The following is a 20840-nucleotide window of genomic DNA, read 5'->3' on the forward strand; positions in this document are numbered from 1 at the left end:
CGCTTTTCACCGTGAAAAAGCTTTATGGGCTTCCCACTATGGTGACTTTGCTCGCCGCTCTTATCGGCGTCATCGTCTACCGCTTCAGCATCTTCGACGGCAATAGCGCCTTTGTGTGGCGCGTTCCCCTGGATCTGAAAATTTATTGGCTCGCCGGCGGCGAGGTGGCCCAAGGCGCGGACCTCTACGATAACGCCTATATCGGCGACCTGCCTTTTACCTATCCGCCCTTCTCCGGCACCCTTTTCACGTGGCTTTCTAAGCTTGACGACGCCCCCTTAATCCTCCTCTGGCAGGGCGGCACCGCCCTCGCCTTGTTCACGGTTATTATGCTGGTCCTGCGCGAGCGCGGCCTCAAGCTCTCCCCGGCAATGTGGCTGCTGGGCATCTTGCTGCTGTGCTGCACCCCGGCGAATGAGCCGGTGCACGGCACCTTATTCTTTGGCCAGATCAACATCTTTTTGATGCTGCTGGTGGCCTTGGACATCCTCCCGCGCAAGCGCGCTTTGCCGGGCATCGGTATCGGTTTGGCCGCGGGTATGAAGCTCACCCCGGCCTATATGGGTCTGGTCTTGCTCTTCCAGAAGCGCTGGTGGCAAGCGATCATCGCTATCCTTACCTTCGCGGTGACCGTGGCCATTGGTTTCGTGACCATTCCGGATGCCGCCGATTTCTGGACCGACGCTATCTTTAAGTCCTCCCGCGTGGGCGAGCACACCAACCCTGGCGCGCAGTCGATTCGCTCGGTGATGGTCCGCGCATGGGGCATCGATGGCGGCTGGATCTGGCTCGCCGCCGTGGTCGTGGTCTTCATTTTGACCTGCCTGGCGCTGCGCACCGCGATGAAGCACCGCAATAATTCCGCCGCACTTGCGCTTGCCGGCATCAGCTCCTGCTTGGTCTCCCCGTTCTCCTGGTACCACCACTGGGTGTGGACGGTGCCGCTGGCCGTCGTCGTGCTAGTTGCCGTCAACCAGGGGCTGGGCAAGCGCCTGCACGGTTTCCTCGGCGCGCAGGTCGCTGGCCTCGTGTCGGTGCTCGCCATGTGTGCGGTGACCATGCCGTTCATCTCCGCACCCGTGTGGCTATCTGCGGCTAGCCGCTCGCTCAACCACTGGGATCTGCAGCCGTGGGGCATGCTGGCCTTCACCGGCGCCGGTGTCCTCTTTATCGCCTTCTACGCGGTGTGGGGCTTTATCCCTGGCACCCAGCCGGAAGAGGAAGCGCCCAGCCCGGGCCGCCACCACCTGCCTGCGCAGCCCGCTGGCGAGGAGGCCGGGGCACGCCCGGCGCGCTCGTTTAATACCGCAGCTACAAGCCGTGGCGGCCAGGGATATTCACGGGCAACGCAACCCGTCAGCGATGAAACGGCAGAAATGCCCACGGTAGGGCCGGAAACGCGCGCGTTCCCGGCGGCCCAGGACATCACCGATATCCCCGATACCCCGGCCTACGGGCGCCACTCGCGCGCAGAGGACTAGCCGCGGGCCAACCTGCCCGCCGCTTTAGAGCGGGCGGAAGGTGCGCAACTCGCGGCAGGTCTCCTCGACCACCTCGCGCCAGCTGCCGGTCTCTTTGAAGAGGCGGCGCTGCCGCTCATAGCCGGCACCGCCATCGATAATTTCGTGGATGAGTTTGAGCTCGTTGACGCATCCCAGCTCGCGCGCGATGGGGCTAAGCTCGTCCACCATCTCCGCTAGCTCGTCTTTGACCCAAGCCTCATCGGTCTCGCGGGAGGTAATCACCAGCGCATCCATGCCGTAGCGGGCACCGCGCCATTTATTTTCTGCTACGTGCCAGGGCTGCAGGATGGGGAGGGGTTCCGCGGCGTCGATAAGCCGGTCGTAGTAGACCACTAAGCAATGAGTGAGCGCCACGATGGCGGAGAGCTCGCGCAGGTTGGACGTCGCATCGGAGACGCGCACCTCCACCGTGCCCCACTTGGAGGCCGGCCGAATATCGAAGTGCATGGAACCGGTGTGGTTAATAACGCCGGAAATGGCTTGGTCGCGCATATAGGACTGCCACTCGGCCCAATCGCGGAATTGGTACGGCATGCCTGCGGTGGGCAGCTGTTGGTACAGCATGGTGCGGTTGGAGGCATAGCCGGTATCGAGGCCCTCCCACCCGGGCGAGCACGCAGAAATGGCCAGCAGGTGGGGGTACTTGGTCATCAGTGCATTGATGATGGGCCATACGCGGTCCTCGTGGCTCACGCCTACGTGCACGTGCGTGCCCCATAGCAGCATCTGCTTGCCCCAGTACTGGGTGCGCGCGATGATTTCTTGATAGCTGGGCTTATCCGAAAGCGGGTTCTCGCGGAAGTCCGTAAACGGGTGGCCGCCAGAGGCCCAGACGTCTACGCCCAGCTTATCGCCAGCTTCTTCCACCGCTTTCAGGGAAGTGTTCAGGTCAGCGATGGCTTCCGGCACGGTATGGCAGATGCCGGTGACCAGCTCCACCGTGTTCTGGAGGAATTCCTTTTCCAGATGGATCTCGGGATGGGCTGCAGTGGCGAGGTCAATGAGTTCTGCGCCGCGCGGGACAAGGTCGCGCGTGTCGCGGTCCACGAGCGCCACCTCCCATTCCACGCCGAGCGTTGGTTCGGGAGAGCGGGCGAATTGTTCTGCCGGGATCTTCACCCATTCAGCTTAACGGGTGACAGGTATTAAGACGTGAATTTTATTTAACCTGTTCGCGCCGGTGGACGGGCGGGCGCGGAAAAGTTCAGATCACAAAAAGTCCAAGGCATTCGGCCGAAGAACTATGGTACTTGCTCTTCGGCCGGAGGGCCTTGGACTTTAAATTAGGTGCGCGGCTTGCTTAGGCCTGCGGTACCGCCAGGGCGACGACGACGGCACCGTCATCGGTTGCTTCCTTAGGCAGGTCGCGGTTCATCGGAGCGATATCGGCCTGGTAGCGGGCGGCGACCTCCTTAGCCAGTGCTTCAGCGGAGGCATCGCCTTCTGGGAAGAAGACGGTGGTCTTTGGAACGGTGAGGACATCGCCAGGCAGGTTGCCCACGTAGCCAACCTTGAAGCCGCCGCCCTTGAGGGAATCGGCTTCCTTCTTGGCCTTGTCTACCTCGCCGGAGTTATTGAGGACGCTGACCTTAATATCGTTGCGGTCGCGCGCGGCGGAGTGGGCGTTTTCCTCGCCTGCGGCGGCTTCTCCTTCGGCCGCGGCTCGCTCATCGGCAGCGCCGGAAGCGGCCGGGTCGCCTGCGCCGTCGCGTTCGCCCTCACCTGGCACCGGTGCGGGGGCTGGGGCGCTCGCGCCCTCGGAAGCGCCTGGCGCGCCAGGGGCACGGGAGCCTGCGGCGTCGGGGCCAGCGGAGCCTTCGGGCGCGGCACCGATGGTGGAACCGGTGGAGTTTTCCTGCTTGCTCTCGGAGGCAACGGTGGAGTCATCGTCGCCCGAGGTCATGGAGTACAAAGCCCAGAGTCCGAGCATGACGGCCACGGCGATGAGGACCATCGCTAGGCCGCGCAGCGGAAGGCCGCCCTTTTTAGCGTGCGCGCCGCCGCCAGCGGGGCGCTGCTTAGCAGCACTGGAAGCGGAGGCGCCGGCAGCAGAGCCGGCGCGGGTTTCGTCGGATACCTTGTCGGTCGAATTTTCCGGATTCACATTAGTCACATACGCAACACTAGTACTCAGAATTAACTATCTGGGGTATTTCCCCGCGCGGCGCGCCGCGTGTCTTCTCGCTCCTCGCGCAGGCGCCGCAGCCGTGCAACCAGGAGGGGATGGGATTGGGCGGCCGCGGGGGCGTCGAGAAGCAGGTTTAGGCGCTGGTGGTAGCGCACCGGGGAGATGTCCAGCTGCGCGCGGATGGCCTCTTCCTTGCGGCCGATGCTGCGCGGCGCAGTTTCCTCGAAGTCCAAAATGGCGGCGTCTAGGTCAGACAAGGGGTTCATGCCTAAACTGTAAGGCATGACTATTCGCCCCATCGTTATCCACGGCGAGACCGTGCTTCATGAACCCACCCAACCGGTGGAAGAATCCGAGATTTCCACCCCGGAAATGCAGCAGCTCATCGCGGACATGTATGAAACCATGGACGCCGCCAATGGCGTAGGACTGGCCGCAAACCAGGTAGGAATTGGCAAGCGCCTCTTTGTCTACCACTGCCCCGATACGGATGGCCCCAATGGCACCGAGCTGCCGTCCGAGGAGGCGGGCATGCGCAAGGGCTGCGTCATTAACCCCGTGCTGGAGACCTCCGAGATTCCAGAAACCATGCCTGCCGATGACGGCTCCGATGACGAGGGTTGCCTCTCCGTGCCGGGCGAGGGCTTTCCCACCGGCCGCGCCGACTGGGCGCGCGTGACCGGCAAGGACGAAAACGGCAATGACATCTCCATCGAGGGTTATGGCTTTTTCGCCCGCTGCCTGCAGCACGAGACCGGCCATCTCGATGGCTTCCTCTACACCGATACCCTCATCGGCCGCTATAAGCGCCAGGCCAAGAAGGCCATTAAGCGCCACGGCTGGACCGAGCCGGGCTACTCCTGGGTCCCGGGTGAGGACGCCGATCCCTTCGGCCACGACGACTAATGTCACGCATTTTCCGCTCCGATGCCGTCCAGGTGGGCGAGCGCGTGGTGGCCCGGCGCGACTTCGGCGATGTGCATAGCGATGTCATTGGGCACGTGCTGAGCCTCAATCCGCTGGTCATTCGCCCACAAGAGGTCGGCGGCTACCCTTCCGACCTAGAGGCGGTGGAGATCCCGCCGCAGCAGCTGAAGATCATCAAGCGCCTCTCTCCGCGCATGGTCCGCAACTCCGATATCCGCGCCGTGGAGGTTGCCGCGGCCGCGGCTTTCCCCGGCACAGACCACGCCTGGACCAGCGATGGTTCCTGGCTGTTGCGCGCGAGCGACGGGGTTTCCGGCCACTCCAACTCGGCCGTGCCCGTGGGGCCTTCGGCCGGTTTTACGCCAGTGCCACTGGAGGAGATTAAGGCCTTCTACGCCCGCCACAACCTTCCGGTGCGCCTGCTAGTCCCGGAGCGCATTGGCAAGCCGGCCGAGCGCCTGCTCGCCGACCCAGCTTGGGAGACCGAGCCAGAGAACCTCGTAATGGTCCTGAGGGATCTGCCCACGCTTGCCGACGCCCCCTCTACCTCCCCCACCTTCCACCTCACCGCCCAGCCCGACGACGAGTGGCTGGCGATGTATCAATCCCGCACCGATGCCCTTCCTGCCAACGCGTTGCAGAGCCTTGGCGCTCACATCGAGGGAACGCTCGGCTTTGGCCGCCTGGTCCTCGATGGCGAGACCATCGCCATTGCCCGCGGCACCCTGAGCGAATCCGGCGATGGCACCACGTGGCTGGGCCTTTCTTCCATCGAGGTGGCCGAGGACTTCCGCCGCCGCGGATACGGCACGCTCACACTCCAGCACCTGCTGCGCTGGGGCCACGACAACGGCGCTGAGCACGCCTACCTCACCGTGCCGGCCTCGAATATCGCCGGTGTGCGACTGGCTGAGAAGCTCGGCTTCATCGAGCAGCACCGGCGCATCTACGCCCGCCTGCGCGACTAGCTCTCCGCGCTGCGGACTTCCGGTCTGGGCGGTGAACGTTATGGGACTCCTTGTGGGCTGGGTAGTGAGCCTTATGGGACTGCCCGATGACCCCGCTGCAGCGGGCAGGTAACCTATGTGGCATGCGCATCGCCACGTGGAATATTAACTCCGTTCGTACCCGCACACAGCGGGCGCTGGACCTTATCTCCAAGCACGACATCGATGTTCTGTGCCTGCAGGAAACTAAGGTAAAAGACGATAAGTTTCCGCGCGAGGCTTTCGAGGATGCGGGCCTCCATGTCACCTGCCACGGGCTCAACCAGTGGAACGGCGTGGCCATTGTGTCCAAGGAAGAGCCCGAGGACGTCTTTATCGGCTTTCCGGGCCAGCCAGGCTTTGCCAAAGATCCAGAAAAGCCGCAGGACCGTGAGGCCCGAGCACTCGGGGCTCACGTCCGTGGCGTAGAAATCTGGTCACTCTACGTGCCCAACGGCCGCGAGATCACGGATCGCCATTATGACTACAAGCTGGACTTTCTCTATCACTTGGCGCGCTATGCGGAAAATCATGCGCAGTCCAAGCTGCTTATGACCGGTGATTTCAATATTGCCCCGCGCGATGAAGACGTGTGGGATATAGAGGTCTTCCGCGGCAAGACGCATGTCACCGAGCCAGAGCGCGCCGCGTTCCAGATGCTGGAAGAAGCAGGCCTCGAGGAGGTCACCCGCCGGTTCACGGAGGACCAGCGCTATACCTACTTCGATTACAAAGGCATGCGCTTCCAAAAGAACGAGGGCATGCGCATCGACTTCCAGTTGGCTTCAGCCCCGCTTGCCCAGCACGTGACCGGCGCACAGGTAGACATGGTGGAGCGCGCCGGCGATAAAACCTCCGATCACTGTCCGCTTCTCGCAGATTACAATCTGCCCGATTTCAATTCCGTGCGATAAATGTCTTGGTCTCTTGATCTCAGCTTCTGGCAGCTCGTATTCCTGATCCTTGATTACGGCATCAAGATCATTGCCGTTGGCTTCGTGCCCGAAGGCCGCCGACCTTCCAGTTCAACCGCGTGGCTGCTGGCAATTCTGGTGCTGCCGTTTATCGGCCTGCCGCTGTTTTTGCTCATGGGCTCGCCGTATATCAACCGGCGTCGCCACCGCATCCAGCAAGAAGCCAATGAGAAGATTGAAAACGTCACAGCCCGCACCCCGGATCATCCGCAGGGCCTCCTTTCGGCGGAAGTAGAGTCGGTTATTCGGCTCAACCGCGAGCTCACTGGGTTCCCAGCGTTAGTGGGGCACAATCTTGGCCTGCACGCGGATTATGACGAGTCCATTCGCGCCATTGCCGCCGCTATTGACCGCGCTGAGAAGTACGTATCCATCGAGATCTACATCCAGTCCTGGGATGAGACCACAGACGTCTTCTTTGAGTCGCTGCGCAGGGCTACCGCCCGAGGTGTAAAGGTGCGCTTGCTCTTGGATCAGATCGGCAGCTTCAAGTACAAGGGCTACTTCAAGCTGGGCAAGCGGCTAACGGAGATAGGCGTCGACTGGCATCTCATGCTACCCATCCAGCTGCACAAGGGCCGCTTCCGCCGCCCTGACCTGCGCAATCACCGCAAGCTGGTGATTATCGATGGCAAGGTGGGCTTTATTGGCTCGCTGAATATGATTAAGCGCCAGTACAAGACCAAGGACCGCTACTGGATTGACTACATGGTGGAGCTTTCCGGTCCCATTGTGACCTCTATGTCCGCAATCTTCGCCGTGGATTGGTACCTCGAGGCAGAAGAGAACCTGCCACTGGATGAGCTGCCATATGACGACGCCCAGACTGCCGACGCCAACCACCTCCAGATAATCCCCTCCGGGCCGGGTTACACCACTGAGCCCAACCTGCGCATGTTCAACTCCCTGGTACACCACGCCAAGGACCGGCTGGTACTGTGCTCGCCCTACTTCGTCCCGGATGAATCCCTACTGGAGGCCGTGACCACCGCCTGCTACCGCGGCGTGGACGTGGAACTTTATGTCTCTGCCAAGGCGGACCAATTCATGGTCAACCACGCCCAATCCTCCTACTACCAGGCGCTGCTGGAGGCGGGCGTGCACATCTACCAATTCCCCTATCCCTTTGTTCTGCACTCCAAGTTCATCATCACCGACCCGGATGACCCCGGCCGCGATCCGCTGTGCATGTTCGGCTCCTCCAATATGGACCCGCGCTCGTTCGGCCTAAATTACGAATCCACCATGCTGGTGGCCAAGGGAGACCTCATTGACCAGTTCAACCAGCTCGTATCCAACTACCGGGCCGTATGCCACGAGCTGACCCTTGAGGAATGGAATGAGCGCGGATTTATCCGCCGCTACGTGGATAATGTCATGCGCCTTACCTCCGCCCTGCAATAAAGCGGGTACTGGCTGCAGCGGCTTCTGCGAAGACTGCGCATATTTACCCATCCGAAGGCACTTCAACCTGCGGGTTTATCGATTTTCCCAGGTGGCTTATAACGATATCTCTGTAGATCTATATCCCCAGCCGATCAACCAACAAAACCATTCACTACAGGTTCCTGTTTATGCTCCCGCCTCGCCTTACGGCTCGTTGGGCTGCCTCCCAAATCAATAGATTTGGTTGCCGCCAAACACCCCACAACAACCACAGTCCTACAACCCTCCACGTAGCCTTGTGTCTTCCAGACTTTCTTGGAAAAGAAAAAGAACAACGGGACAGGGAAGGCAAGTCAGTGCCCTACAAGCGCTACATCGACGACCCGAACTTTCGAGACAACCTCGAAGCAATCCTAGAGCGTCTAGAGACCCAAGAGACCACGTCTCCACTAGAACTCGGCGCTTCCATCATGCAGGCCTACAGCCAAACCCGATTCAACTACACCTACTCCACTGCCCCTACCGCCACAGCACAGGACAGTAATCTGCATGACTCCCGCACCTGGAGCCGTTGGGATTGACCGCAATTCGTGTAGGTGCAATCAGAGGCTATAAAATATCGCATTACTTGCATCCAAACCTGTACATTCAGAGAATTGCCTTGGATTGGCGGTAACAGGTACTAGATATGCGTTCGTAAAATTAGCGCGCGTTAACGTCGCTCCACGAAGGTCTGACTCGCTAAGAATTGCGTTCGTAAAATCTGCGTCGGTGAAATCTGCCGATTTCAAGTTAGCCCATGCCACCATGGAGCCGCGGAACGAGCATCCTTTGCATATGCTTCCTTCGAGATTGATGTCCGTCAGGTCATAGTTGGACATATCTTTTCCGGAAATGTCTTTCCCAGCGAGCTCCGTGGCCCACGATTGAGGCATCGTTTTGTACATTTGCTATTTAATCTGCGGTGAATTGATAATCCATTGCGGGCAACGGCCTTGGTAGCCAAGGCAGTGGGTGAAGTGTCCCGGGTTTTGTTCCTAGGCATTTGCCTTGATTTCCATTATTTCTTGGGCCGGGTTGGTTTCCCAAAACTCTGACTCAACCTCAGCTGGCGTGCGATAGCCGAGACTTTGGTGAAGCCGTACCTCGTTCCACCAATTAACCCATTCAAACGTCGCGATCTCCACGTCAACCACGCTGTCCCACAACCGCCGATGAATCAGCTCATTTTTGTAGGAGCCGTTGACGTTTTCGGCCAAAGCATTGTCATAGGATTCTCCTACTGTCCCGGTAGAGGCAGCAATTCCATACTCAGCCAGCCGTTCGTTGTAGACAATGCTGACGTACTGTGAGCCATGATCTGAATGATGAATCAGCCCCGTTGTTTCCTTCGCGCTGACAATCGCCTGATTAAGCGCCTGCAGCGGCAGCGCCTCGGTACGCATTGAATCAGATAGTGCCCACCCGACGATCCTTCGGGAGAACACGTCGGTAACAAAAGCGGTGTACACGAATCCTTTTCTAGTGCGCACATAAGTAATATCGGCCACCCACAATCGGGCCGGTGCCGGGGCGTTGAACTTGCGATTAACTAAATCAGGACGCAGATCTGGCCCCTTCGGCTTGCGGGTAGTAATAGGAGACTTACCTTTACCTTTGCCTCTGACTCCAGCAAGACGCATCAGGCGTGCGGTCTGCTCACGGCCAATGTCGATTCCTTCACGGCTCAGAGTATGCCACATCTTACGGATGCCGTAGACGCCAAAATTTTCTTCATGGACCTCGGCGATGTGCGCGACTAGAGCAGCGTCACGAAGACTGCGGGCACTCATACCACGGGCTTTTGATTGGCTGTATCCACGGGACGTGATGAAACCGCCAACACGGTGGGTGTTTAACGTCTCGCAAATGAACTCGATGGAGAAACGATCCCGATACTCATCGATGAACCGGATCATTTCCGACGTTTTGGGTCGAGTTCCGACGCGAAAAAAGCCGAGGCAGCCTTCAGTAGCTCATTGGTGTCGCGTAGCTCTTGATTTTCACGGCGTAGCCTCGCGTTTTCCGCGGCCAAGTCTTCAGGCACAGGTTCTGGGATGCTTCCCGCACGACGGGCCTGCTGGGTCCACTGACGAGCCGTGTGCCATGAAACCCCCAACTTTGGAGCTACTGCCTGGCACGCGGCTTGCATCGACATATTTTCCGCCAAGATACGGTCCTCTACAAGACGGACCACACGGTCCTTCGCATCCTGGTCAAATTTTCTTGGCATATTCCAGATTTTCCCATCTACTCAGACGGAACAAAACCTGGGACACTTCAATCCTCGTATGGTCCTGTCTTGCTTTATAAGCGATTGGTACATCTCAGAAACCCTAGTGTTTCCGATCTCTGTCTTCGCATAGATCAAGCGCGTTAGCATCTATTCCCCTTAAAGAGTGATTACTAACGAACTTCGAAATTTACTGGCCAAAGCTACTACCCATGCACAGCGTTTTCAAGACGGAGAAGACCACACTGTAGCCGCAGCACTCCTTACCAAATCAGGAAAATACGTACTCGGTTTGAACGCGCACCATTTCCTCGGTGGTCCTTGCGGGGAGATCTCGGCTTTAGCCAACCATGCTGCTAGTTATCCAGAGGACCCAATCCAAGCAGTAGTCGCCGTATACGGACCTACTGGTCAAGTTATTCCTCCCTGCGGTAAATGCCGCCAGGTGCTTTTTGATGTTGATCCGTCCATTCGGTGCATCGTGCGCGGAAGCAATGGACTTGAAGCACCTACCGTAGAAGAACTCTTGCCATTCGCATTCAACTGGCGAGATATAGAACAAGAGCAGCGCATCTACATGTGGGAAGGCTACGAGGAATCAATTCGTAGCGGAGAAAAGCAACAAACCATCCGAGTAGATGATCCTTTCCATGAAGGAAGTGCCCACATTGTCTTCGAGAAAGAATCCGGAGAGGTCGTCACTATTCCGGCACAGGTCACGTCCGTTGTCTCTACCCAGCGAAGTGAATTGTCGGAAAAGCAAGCTAGAAATGACGGTTTTGGCTCTCTTTCCGAGCTTCAGGAAGCGCTAGATACTCACTATCCCGGATTAGCTGCCGATGACGAAGTAGACGTCGTAGGGTTCAAGCTCCAGTAACTCGAACGAGCTCAAAGCGTGTTTGCTTTCTGTAGAAGCAGTAAAGCTACAGCAAAAGGCTGGGGCAATCCATGGCGAACGGTGCAGATTGTGGCGCTTGGGTGTACCCTTTATTTTCCCTCTACTTTGAAGTGGTCCTCTTTAGCTAAAGTTGCTTTCATATTGAGGAATTCGAATGTAGTACGAAGGAAGCTGGCCGAGCTGCAAGTAGTGGCTATACTCGAGAGTGCAGGAATTGCAACCAATTTGTTGACAATGGACGACAATGGGCTAGACCTTAGCCGCCAGATCCCTGTCCTTCCGCTCACTTCGAAAAAGAGAAGACATAAGGGGCGGATCGCCATTCACTTGGGAGATGAGCTTCGAAACAACAAATATTCAAGTTAAGTCCGGCAGTGGCTCTGTAAAGGTGCGAGACCTGCTTGGTTGGGATGCGGCGAATAAGGCATCCCCACTGGGGGCGCGAATTATGGTGGTATGGCTAGAGCATAAAAAGCCTGACAATATATGGGTTTGAGGTTACCCTCGTTTAGTGGACACCCTATTTGTACGGATCCTGTGTCCGTAGGAGAGGATGTTCATTGTGAGTCAACAGCGCAAGAAGTACACGCCGGAGTACCGGCGTGAAGCCGCGAACTTGGTAATCGAGTCAGAGCGCCCGATCGCTCATGTGGCTAAGGAGATTGGCGTCTCCGCCGGGCTTTTAGGCCGGTGGGTCAAACTCGAGCGTGAACGCCGAGGGGCCTCGGATGGGATGAGTGAGGCGGATCTTCGTGCTGAGAATGCTCGTCTGCGCCGTGAGTTGGCGGAAGCCAAGATGGATAATGAGTTTTTGTCAAAAGCGACAGCCTTCTTCGCCGCGAAGCAACGCGAGCAGAAAAGTTCGAATTGATGCAGCAGGAGAAGGCAAACTACAGCATCAAACGCATGGCACGGCTATTAAAAGTGTCTCGGTCTGGATACTACAAATGGGCTGATACGCAGCAGAAACGACTATTCGGAAAAGATAATCGTGCAACATTTTACGATGACGTTGACCGCAAGATTCATCAGATCTGGAAAGACTCCGATGAGGTTTATGGTGCTCCGCGGATCACCGCAGAACTTACCGAGCGTTACCGGATCACCCTGAATCGCAAGACTGTGGCTAAGCGGATGCGCCTGATGGGAATTGAAGGGATTTCACCGCGTGCCTTTGTCCCGGTGACAACGATTCAAGCTAAGCGTCAGTCGAGTCTTCCTGACCTGGTCAAGCGCGTGTTTGATACTGGTGATCTCAACCGAGTGTGGATGTCGGATATTACCTACCTACGCACCAGCGAGGGATGGTTGTACTTGTGTGCGGTCCGCGACGGCCATTCCCGCAGGGTGCTGGGCTGGGCGATGGATAGCGTTCAAGATACATGCCTGGTCGAACGGGCCCTGCGGATGGCATATACACTGCGCGGTGACGTTCCTGATGGGCTGGTGTTCCACGCTGACCGCGGAACGCAATTTACCAGCGAGAAGCTCTGGGAAGTCTGCCATAACCTGGGCATTGCTCAGTCTGTGGGGCGTACTGGTGTGTGCTTTGATAACGCGATGGCTGAGTCGTTCTGGTCGACGCTTAAAACCGAGTTCTACGACCGTAAGCGTTGGCCTACCCGCGATGCTGCGCGCAAGGCCGTTGCCTACTGGATGGAAGTCGTTTACAACCGTCGGCGCCGGCACTCTGCACTAGGAATGGTCAGTCCCGTCGACTTCGAAAACCACATTGGTCTAACCACCAGTAGAAAAGAAATAGCTGCCTAAACACTAGGTAGCCCCACTACGTGTCCACGATTTGCGGGCAACCCCAGGTTTTCGACCCAGATGCGATTTCTTCAATAGTTGAAGGGCTTCCTGTAGATCAGGCGTCAGTCGCACTATCTGCGAGGGCTCACAAGAATGCCGCAGTGAAGGTTGATTGTACAAAGCCAGAAGTGCTCGGTCGATACTTATGGTTGTGGTCCAATTGTCCGGTAGCACTCGCGGAGGTTTGGGGAAAAGACATTCTTGAGTATGCGAAAACCCCACATGGCCCACGCTTCAACACCTCGAAAAGATTTCTTATGAATTCTTTGTCAGATGCGAGTTTTTGGTACCGGTGTTCTGGGGACTCGGTACTGTCGTGTTCCGGGTAGTTGGTACCGGGCCGAGGGGTACGTCGGCCCGGGCCGTTAGTCTTAGTCGTCTGGGGTGGTCGGGGCGGTGGCTTTACGCATGTCGAAGTCTCCGATATGGATTCGGTGGCCGTTGTTGAGGCGGCTTACGAGTGAATCGGCTCCGACTCTGTCTGGCAGTGTTTCAACCCAGTAGGCGGCAGCTGATTGGGAAGAGATCAGTGTTGGGAGCCTTCCGTCGCGGTCGAATATGATCTTGGCTAGGTCTTCTTGCCCGCGCTGGTTGATGCTGATGGTCATAAAGTCGTCGATGATAAGGACATCGACGTTGATCAGTTTCCGCATCTTATCGAGGTAGTTTTGGTCAGTCGGTGAGAAGACCGCCAGCATGTCTACAAGTTGATCCAGCCGGTAGTACGCCACGGAATATCCGGCTTTGCATGCGGCGATGCCGATGGCGCAGGCAATGTATGTCTTGCCTGTTCCGGTCGGTGCGAGGATGTGTATGTTGGTCGGGTTTTCCCGCCAGTTGGTTGCTGCGATTCGTTTCAGCTGGCGCATGTTGATACCACGTTGTTCTGCCCGGGTGATTTCAGCCAGGCTTGCATCCGGGTATCGGAATTGTGCCTGGGTGATGGCCTTGGCGATATTGCGCTGTTGGCGTTGTGTGTAGGCTTCTTCGACTGCGGCGAGGAAGATGTCTTCTGGTAGCGCATCCGCATAGGCCTCGTCGTTGACAACCTCGTAGAAGATGTCAGCGAAGGTTGATACACGAAGCTTGCGCATTTTTGCCCGCACAATCTCGTCGTCGATGCTGCTCATGATTTTTCACACTCCTTCTAGTTTTCGTAGTGGTCAGCAGGCCGGATAAAGACGGCATCGGCCACGTCGCCGGTAAGCGGGGTACTTGGGCGTGGTTGGCGCTTGGCCACAGGCTGTGTTTTTGGCCCTGGTTCCCCGGGATGTTGTTGGGCGTGGGCAATGTCAGTCTGGAGGCGTTTGATCACTGCCATCGTTGGGGCCAGCTTCTTGTCCACGACCTGCTGGCAGGCAGGTTCCAGGGTGGCTTTGTTGTGCTTTTTGCCCAGGTTGGCCAACACGTTGCGTGCCTGGATGAGTCCGCGGGGTACGGCGGCACTATTGCGGTCGAGGATCATCGCTATGACTGCGTGCGTTGCTGCCCCAAACGACGAGGCCCAGGCCAAAAGCTCATCACGGGTAAGCGCCTTGTGGCCTTCATCATCGCCACGCGGCCCATGCTGAGGGTTGGTGGAATACCGGTATTTGAATCCGTGAAGGCGCGTGTGTTCAGCAACAAGCTGCTCCCCGTTGAAGACGCTCACCAGTTGCGGGGTGAGCCTGACTGTTACCGACTCTCCTACCAGCTGAAATGGCACTGAGTAGTACTGGTAGTCACAGGTGATGTGCCAGTTGCGATCGACTTTAAGCCGCTTATAAGACACTTCCGTAAACGGCGTCGGCGGAAGATCCCGCATCATTGGTGCCTCTTCTTTATCAAAGCGCATCTGCCGTGTTGAGCCATCAGGCCGCGTCATTGCGCCGTTGATAACAGCAAGACGGCAAGCGATCGCCTCATTAAGCTCATCAAGGTTATAGAAGACCTCGTTGCTAAAGTAACCCAGGATTTTGGTGTAGGCGATTTTCACGGCACGCTCTACCGCTGCCTTGTCACGAGGCCTGCCGGGCCTAGTCGGCACAATCGTGACCCCGTAATAGTCAGCAAACGCTGCGTAGCGGTCAGTGACCATCCGGTATGTAGAGGTCTTCTTCGGCCGATAAGTCGCCGTAGAAGCATTATCTGGCACGATGATTGCTGGTACTTTGCCAAGATAATTCAACGCCTTAACATGGCACTCAATCCACGCCGACATCTTCTCATTCGCAGCAGCAGTAACGTACATCAGCCCTGAGTACGGGCTGACCGAGACAAACAATGACGCCTTGAACACGGTATCACCACTGGCCTGATCTACTACAGGCACTTTGTCACCGGCCCAGTCGACATAAAGCTCTTGCCCTGGCTCATGGGTGATAACTTCGACGAGATCGTTGGCACGCAGAAACTCATTGAGCCCACTGCAGAACTGGGAGTACTGGTACTTTGTCTTATCCGTCGGACAAGGCTTCGACACGTAGTCCATCCACAGCTTATGCCTGGTCACATGCTTCGTACCTTTCAGCTTGCGTGCAAGAGCATGAAAATCAGGCTGGTCGTAGGGCAACGACCGCTTACTCCGGCCATCACTGAATCGATCATCGAACCATCCCGGTGGGAGCTGACGGAAACGCTCTGGAGTTAGTGCCTCATCGTTGATGACTTTCTTTGCTCGGGATACTTCTCGTCGTGAACATCCCAATGCATGTGTGATCTGCGCGTAGCTAGCACCATCAAGGCACATCGCGATGATCTGTTTGAAGTTAGCCACAAGGACCGGCTCCTTCCAAGTAGAAGTTGACGCAACACCAGCGGATTGTGGTGTCGCCAACATCAACTATGAAAGAAAACCCCTTGCAGTACCGGGTACGCGGAACACCGGTACCAACTACGCAGACTCGCGGTACCAACTACCCCAAATCGACATTCTTTCTGTGGGAATGCCACATAAAGAAGTTTGGGAGTGTCCAAGCTCTTTATAACGAAAGAGGCCACGATTCTAGGGCTGTCGGTGATGTCTTTTTGGAATGTAGAAACCTTATTAAGCCCTTTTATGAAATGGGGCGCTTTAGTGAGTATTTGGACGATCGCGATGAAGCGGCACAGACTGTCACAGATCGTCTTTTCGTGGATGGTGCCGTGTGGGAAGATTGCGAAAAAGATAAAAATGAAGGACCGGCTAATCCGGGGTGGTCTCCACCGGCGGCTCAGAGGGATCTTCTAGTCGAACAATTTATGGATCTCTTTGACTTCTTACTATCTGAGAATGAGTAGCTGAATCTTTAAATGGAAAGAAATCCCAATTATCTGCCTACGGTTCGAAGTGAAAATAGCCCACCAGGTCGGAAAGTGATAGAAGCGCTATCAAAAAATGGCCGAATGTAATAGGGAACATAGGTCAAGTCCTGGGTAGTGGTGTATCTGTTTTCGAATCTGGGGTTAGTTTCATGGCGGTGGTTTAGGGGCCATCTCGGGGATAAGGGGTGAGGGTATTCACGCGGCGATCTCCTGGTTGTTGTCGCGGTCCTCGTCGATGACCCCAGCGGCGATGATCTCTTTGGTCTGTGCCAGGCTGGTCAGTGACATATAACGCTTCTGTTGGATCCAGTCATCGTGCTGTTCGGCCAAAACCGCCCCAACAAGGCGCACAACAGCGTCTCGGTTTGGGAAGATTCCTACGACATCGGTACGCCGGCGGATCTCCCTATTGAGCCGTTCAGTGGGGTTATTCGACCAGATTTTGGTCCACACCGCTCTCGGCGCAGCGGTAAACGCCAACAGCTCGTCGAGACACTCCTCGAGGTAGGTGGCAACGTGAGGGAATTTCTGCTGGCAGAATTCAATAACCTCACGAGCTTGGGCCCACACACTAGCGGCATCGGGTTGCTGAAAGATTGTGTGAAACATCGCTGACAGAGTCGGCCATTGGGTTTTGGGAACCTGGGCCGAGAGGTTCTTCGCGAAGTGTGTTCGACACCGCTGCCAACTAGCCTGCGGCAGGCAGTCACCCACGGCTGCTTGAATACCAAGATGGGCATCACTAGTAACGAGGAATACCCCGGTCAGGCCACGGGCGATGAGGTCCCGAAAGAACCCGGTCCACGACGCGGTAGATTCCGCGGTGGCAACCTGCATGCCCAAAAGCTCTCGGTAGCCGTCAGCGTTGACACCTGTGGCCAGCAACACGCTGGTCTTTACGACACGTCCGCCTTCCCGCACCTTCATTGTCAGCGCGTCGCAGGAGACAAAGTGGTAGGGGCCTTGGTCAAGCCGGCGGGTGCGGAAGTCATCGACCATGTCATCGAGTTCTTTGGCCATCTGGCTGACCTGAGACTTCGACAAGTTGTTGATCCCAAGGGTGGCCACCAGGTCGTTCATCCTGCGAGTGGAGACTCCTTTCAGGTAGCAGGTGGCGATGACTGTGGTCAGGGCACGCTCGGTGCGGCTGCGGCGCTCTAGCAGCCAGTCAGGGAAAAATGCGCCGGTGCGTAGCTTCGGGATTGCCACATCAATGCTGCCGACTCGGGTATCAAGTTGGCGATGACGGTAGCCATTACGTGTGTTGGTGCGCTCGGCTGACACGGTGGCGTAATCAGCCCCGCAGACGGTGTCTGCTTGGGCGGAAAGAATCTGGTTGATGAAGTCAGTGAGCATTTGGCGCATCAAATCTGGGGACGCTTGAGTCAGTAGCTCTTCGAGATACGCGGTCGGATCGATATGATGAGGGTCAGCGGCCATCGCAGGGTACTTCCTTTCGAGGATAGGTAAGAGTTGATTCGAAAGGTACCCGCGATGGTCGCCTTCATGCACACCGGCACAAGACTTACCGCGGGCTACAGATACACCACGTTAGGGGACGCAACCGGAACATAGGGCTAATAGCTTTTCAAACTTTCCTTTTCGTGTTTCTTAATGCCTCTTCGTATGGCTTTGACGGTCACGATCAGGACACCGTTTCTATTTGGTCTGGAAGGGGGTGTCTAATTGGAATCCTCCTCTATGGATGGGCACTTAAAGGAGTGAAAGGAAAAGCCGTGCACTGGATACCTGCGGCTTTACTCGTCGGAATATTTGTAGCCGCCCTTTTGCTAGAGGCTGTGGGGCTGATGGACCTAGCCGGGTGGAACCGGCTTCTTTTGTCGGCCACCCTTCAGGGGACGTCACTCTTTTGCGGGTGGCGGGCAGCAGAACAATTAAGCAACCCTCACGGTGGTGTACGTGAAAACATCTAGTGCTGCATCGTTAAGCGGAGAAATTGTCAAAATGCCTGATGTAGTTCATGAAGCCCAGGACACGCACCTGTGCGCCCTATTCATCAAAGTTACGGGGATGGTGGAGGCTACGAGTACGCGCTAGACGCCGCCAACAGCGCAGCCAAACACCTGCAAGCAATACTGGCGGAACTTCCCGTCACTTCCCCACTGGCCCACGACACCGGCATACTCGCTAAGTTCGTACGCGCGGCACAGAGAAATCTATCTCAACGGCGACCGCAGATATCCCAGACGAACTTCTAGGCTTAGCCACCAGCCTCAAAGGAAAGCTGTTGCGGAGACAAGTAACCGCCCCGGCAGGCAGCCCATGAGCTGCCATCCGGGGCGGTGCTGTGCGTTAGAGCCGCTTAGGCGTCGCGCTTTTGCAACAAGAGGACACCGAGGCCCCACAGGATAACGGCCCAGGCAACAAATACCAGGCAAAATCCCCAGTTTTCCTTCCACGGAGCATCAACCGGTTCCATTTCCAGCAGCCACGACTGGAAAGACTTGAACGGCATGAAGTTCGCCAGCTTGCTGCCGACCTTGGGGATGGTGGCTACGAGATTGTCCACGCCAAGGAAGAGGATAAGGCCGATAGCCACGGCACCAGCAGTCGAGCGCAGCAGCAGTCCTAGGCCTTGCGCGAAAAGGACGAGCAGCGCGGCAGCCAGCGGGTACTTCCACAGCTGCTTTTGGCCCATCTCATCGTCCCAAGGGTGGAATTGCGCGGCTACCTCATCGTGGGCAAAAAGCTCGGTAAGCAGGTAAGCACCTGCCACGGCGATAAAGGTCAGCGCGGCCGCGATAACCGCGTACATGAGCAGCTTGACCAAGGCCACCGACCAACGGCGCGGGGTAGCCATAAACGTAATAGTCTGCGTGCCATAGCGGTACTCGGTGGTCACGATCATGATGGCTTGGATCATGAGCACGGGCAGGCCGAGGAACAATAGGAAGGACACCGCGCCATCCGAGGTGATAATTCCCATACCCATCGCTGCCTCTTCAGGGGTTTCTGCTGGCTTAGTCAAGCGAGCATTGAGGATGGCCCAACCCCAGGCAAAGAAGAGGAAGATGAAGGTGGTCCACCAGAAGGAGCGGGTGGTGTGCAGCTTGGTCCATTCGGACTTCAAGGTATTCAGCATGGCGAATTAAACCTCCTGCTGGGTGGGTCGAGCGAACGGAGTGGCGGCGCCAGCGGTTCCGGGGGTGGGGGCGCCGGTGGAGCCGTGGTACTGGACGGCGTCGCCAGTAAGCTCCATGAAGGCATCCTCCAAGGAGGCGCGCTTGAGGCTGAGCTCATTAAGCGGCACCCCGGTGGAGTAGGCTAGCTGGCCTACGAAGTCAGTGGTCTGGTTGGAAATCACCAGGCGGGGGCGGCCTTCCTCGTCGGTGGACTCGGTAAAGGCGATTCCCTCGGCACGCAGCGCGGAGCTAAAGGCATCGAGATGGTCGGAGCGCACCAGCACGGAGGACTGCGAGTGGTCCTTCACAAAGTCATAGGTGGGCTGGTCCGCCACCAAGCGGCCCTTACCAATGACCACGAGGTGATCGGCGGTCTGAGACATCTCCGAGAGCAGGTGGGAGGAAATCAAAATGGTACGGCCCTCATCGGCCAGGGCGCGCACGAGCTGGCGGACCCAGCGAATGCCTTCTGGGTCGAGGCCGTTGACCGGCTCATCCAGGATGAGGATGCCGGGGTCACCGAGCAGCGCGCCGGCTAGGCCCAGGCGCTGGCCCATGCCGAGGGAGAAGCCGCCGACCTTCTTACCGGCGACGTCGGAAAGCCCTACCAGCCCCAAGACCTCGTCAACGCGGGAAGTAGAAATGCCGTTGGACTGCGCAATCCATTTCAGATGGTTGGCGGCGCTGCGGTTGCGGTGCACCGCTTTGGCATCGAGCAAGGCGCCTACCTCACGCAGGGGATCCTTCAGCTCGTGGTAGCGCTTGCCATTGATGCGCGCCCTACCGCCTGTGGGAGTATCCAAGCCCAGGATCATGCGCATGGTGGTGGATTTGCCCGCGCCATTGGGGCCCAGGAACCCGGTGACCATGCCGGGTTTTACCTGAAAGGTGAGATCATCAACGGCGCGGACAGACTTATATTGTTTAGTCAGTCCTTCTACTTCGATCATGGCACTAGCGTGCCATAAATCCGGCAACTTTACCTGTTTAATGCCTCCACGCTCTCCCGCAGGATGGGAAAGGCGTGGCGGAAGGCGGCCAGGAGGGGGAGGCTTTCTACCTCCTCAAAAGGCACCCAGCGCAGCTCATAGGACTCTTCATTAGCTGTAGTAGGAAGCGGGGCGCCGGTGCGCGTGCGTGCTAGGACGGTGGTGTAGGTCCACTCCCCCGGCAGATCCCCCGCCGCGGGATAGGGCCCGGCCGTTACTCGCGCATCGAGCACCTCTACGTCCTGGGGTGCAATCGCACATTCTTCATGGGTTTCACGCAGCGCGGCCTGGGTGGGAGTCTCCGTAAAATCGCGGGCGCCACCCGGAATCCCCCAGGTATCGCCGTGATTGGTCCACGCGGCGCGGTGCTGGAGGAGCACCTTACGCCCGGCGACGAGGAAGAGGCCGGCGGCGCCAAATTTTCCCCAGACGCGAATGCCGCCGGGGCCTGCCGCCCAGCCGTCTCCACTGTGAGGGTTATGCATGCTGCCTATCCTAGCCACACACGCGGGTATATGGT

Annotated in this window: 19 protein-coding genes; 8 read left to right on the forward strand and 11 right to left on the reverse strand. The window is 57.5% G+C overall.

What is annotated here, in order from left to right; translation table 11 throughout:
• Nucleotides 1–11: 11 nt before the first annotated feature.
• Nucleotides 12–1481, forward strand: a complete 1470-nt coding sequence (locus ACKFRX_RS11065) for a glycosyltransferase 87 family protein (protein ID WP_408927852.1) — start codon at nucleotides 12–14, stop codon at nucleotides 1479–1481.
• A gap of 24 nt (nucleotides 1482–1505) precedes the next feature.
• Here the strand turns inward: ACKFRX_RS11065 and ACKFRX_RS11070 are convergent, their stop codons facing one another.
• The 3 genes from ACKFRX_RS11070 to ACKFRX_RS11080 form a co-directional block, all read right to left on the reverse strand.
• Nucleotides 1506–2642, reverse strand: a complete 1137-nt coding sequence (locus ACKFRX_RS11070; RefSeq protein ID WP_408927853.1) for a glutamate--cysteine ligase — start codon at nucleotides 2640–2642, stop codon at nucleotides 1506–1508.
• A 181-nt stretch (nucleotides 2643–2823) separates the two neighbouring features.
• Entirely contained in the window at nucleotides 2824–3636 is an 813-nt protein-coding gene (locus ACKFRX_RS11075) for a LytR C-terminal domain-containing protein (protein WP_408927854.1), read from the reverse strand.
• Nucleotides 3637–3659: 23 nt separating this feature from the next.
• Nucleotides 3660–3935 (reverse strand): DUF3263 domain-containing protein, encoded by a 276-nt coding sequence (locus ACKFRX_RS11080; protein WP_005325609.1) that lies wholly within the window; start codon nucleotides 3933–3935, stop codon nucleotides 3660–3662.
• Between ACKFRX_RS11080 and ACKFRX_RS11085 the strand changes: the two genes are divergently transcribed.
• The 4 genes from ACKFRX_RS11085 (at nucleotide 3934) to cls (ending at nucleotide 7942) form a co-directional block, all read left to right on the forward strand.
• A complete protein-coding gene (locus tag ACKFRX_RS11085; protein ID WP_269953909.1) occupies nucleotides 3934–4557 on the forward strand; it encodes a peptide deformylase in 624 nt (207 codons plus the stop codon). The two genes, ACKFRX_RS11080 and ACKFRX_RS11085, sit on opposite strands and share 2 nt — an antisense overlap.
• A complete protein-coding gene (locus ACKFRX_RS11090) occupies nucleotides 4557–5546 on the forward strand; it encodes a GNAT family N-acetyltransferase (protein WP_408927855.1) in 990 nt (329 codons plus the stop codon). Before ACKFRX_RS11085 ends, ACKFRX_RS11090 begins: the two co-directional genes overlap by 1 nt.
• Nucleotides 5547–5668: 122 nt before the next feature.
• Nucleotides 5669–6478 (forward strand): exodeoxyribonuclease III, encoded by an 810-nt coding sequence (locus ACKFRX_RS11095; protein ID WP_408927856.1) that lies wholly within the window; start codon nucleotides 5669–5671, stop codon nucleotides 6476–6478.
• A complete protein-coding gene (gene cls, locus ACKFRX_RS11100; RefSeq protein WP_005325597.1) occupies nucleotides 6479–7942 on the forward strand; it encodes a cardiolipin synthase in 1464 nt (487 codons plus the stop codon).
• Nucleotides 7943–8526: 584 nt separating this feature from the next.
• Here the strand turns inward: cls and ACKFRX_RS11105 are convergent.
• Nucleotides 8527–8871, reverse strand: a complete 345-nt coding sequence (locus tag ACKFRX_RS11105; RefSeq protein ID WP_408927857.1) for a pentapeptide repeat-containing protein — start codon at nucleotides 8869–8871, stop codon at nucleotides 8527–8529.
• A 90-nt stretch (nucleotides 8872–8961) separates the two neighbouring features.
• A protein-coding gene (locus ACKFRX_RS11110; RefSeq protein WP_408927858.1) for an IS3 family transposase occupies nucleotides 8962–10196 on the reverse strand; the annotation gives its coding sequence in 2 pieces (ribosomal slippage) (nucleotides 8962–9908 and nucleotides 9908–10196; 1236 coding nt in all).
• Nucleotides 10197–10362: 166 nt separating this feature from the next.
• On the opposite strand from ACKFRX_RS11110, the gene ACKFRX_RS11115 reads away from it, so the two are divergent.
• Both ACKFRX_RS11115 and ACKFRX_RS11120 read left to right on the forward strand, forming a co-directional pair.
• Entirely contained in the window at nucleotides 10363–11073 is a 711-nt protein-coding gene (locus tag ACKFRX_RS11115; protein ID WP_200436353.1) for an ASCH domain-containing protein, read from the forward strand.
• Nucleotides 11074–11647: 574 nt separating this feature from the next.
• Nucleotides 11648–12864 (forward strand): IS3 family transposase gene (locus tag ACKFRX_RS11120; protein WP_408927859.1). Its coding sequence is split into 2 segments (ribosomal slippage): nucleotides 11648–11909 and nucleotides 11909–12864, totalling 1218 coding nucleotides; the frame shifts between segments, so codons are not numbered across the junction.
• Between the two features lie 413 nt (nucleotides 12865–13277).
• Here ACKFRX_RS11120 and ACKFRX_RS11125 read toward each other — a convergent pair.
• Together ACKFRX_RS11125 and istA are read right to left on the reverse strand one after the other, a co-directional pair.
• On the reverse strand, nucleotides 13278–14036 hold the full coding sequence (locus ACKFRX_RS11125) for an ATP-binding protein (protein WP_150851610.1): 759 nt from the start codon (nucleotides 14034–14036) through the stop codon (nucleotides 13278–13280).
• 17 nt (nucleotides 14037–14053) lie between these two features.
• Nucleotides 14054–15661, reverse strand: coding sequence for an IS21 family transposase (gene istA / locus ACKFRX_RS11130; RefSeq protein WP_150851611.1), 1608 nt, complete (start codon nucleotides 15659–15661; stop codon nucleotides 14054–14056).
• Nucleotides 15662–15729: 68 nt separating this feature from the next.
• Here istA and ACKFRX_RS11135 point away from each other — a divergent pair, with 68 nt between their 5' ends.
• The gene (locus tag ACKFRX_RS11135) at nucleotides 15730–16164 is read left to right on the forward strand and encodes a hypothetical protein (RefSeq protein WP_408927860.1); all 435 of its coding nucleotides are present in this window, start codon (nucleotides 15730–15732) and stop codon (nucleotides 16162–16164) included.
• A 219-nt stretch (nucleotides 16165–16383) separates the two neighbouring features.
• On the opposite strand, the gene ACKFRX_RS11140 is transcribed toward ACKFRX_RS11135, so the two are convergent.
• From ACKFRX_RS11140 to ACKFRX_RS11155, 4 genes are all read right to left on the reverse strand, one after another.
• On the reverse strand, nucleotides 16384–17628 hold the full coding sequence (locus ACKFRX_RS11140; RefSeq protein WP_049377104.1) for an IS256 family transposase: 1245 nt from the start codon (nucleotides 17626–17628) through the stop codon (nucleotides 16384–16386).
• An 883-nt stretch (nucleotides 17629–18511) separates the two neighbouring features.
• The gene (locus ACKFRX_RS11145; protein WP_408927861.1) at nucleotides 18512–19291 is read right to left on the reverse strand and encodes an ABC transporter permease subunit; all 780 of its coding nucleotides are present in this window, start codon (nucleotides 19289–19291) and stop codon (nucleotides 18512–18514) included.
• Nucleotides 19292–19297: 6 nt separating this feature from the next.
• Complete coding sequence (locus ACKFRX_RS11150; RefSeq protein WP_408927862.1) at nucleotides 19298–20281, reverse strand: ABC transporter ATP-binding protein; 984 nt, start codon at nucleotides 20279–20281, stop codon at nucleotides 19298–19300.
• A gap of 29 nt (nucleotides 20282–20310) precedes the next feature.
• A complete protein-coding gene (locus tag ACKFRX_RS11155; RefSeq protein WP_005325579.1) occupies nucleotides 20311–20805 on the reverse strand; it encodes an NUDIX domain-containing protein in 495 nt (164 codons plus the stop codon).
• Between the last annotated feature and the right edge of the window lie 35 nt (nucleotides 20806–20840).

Source organism: Corynebacterium tuberculostearicum, from assembly GCF_046097465.1.
In the GTDB taxonomy this organism is placed as follows: domain Bacteria; phylum Actinomycetota; class Actinomycetes; order Mycobacteriales; family Mycobacteriaceae; genus Corynebacterium; species Corynebacterium tuberculostearicum_I.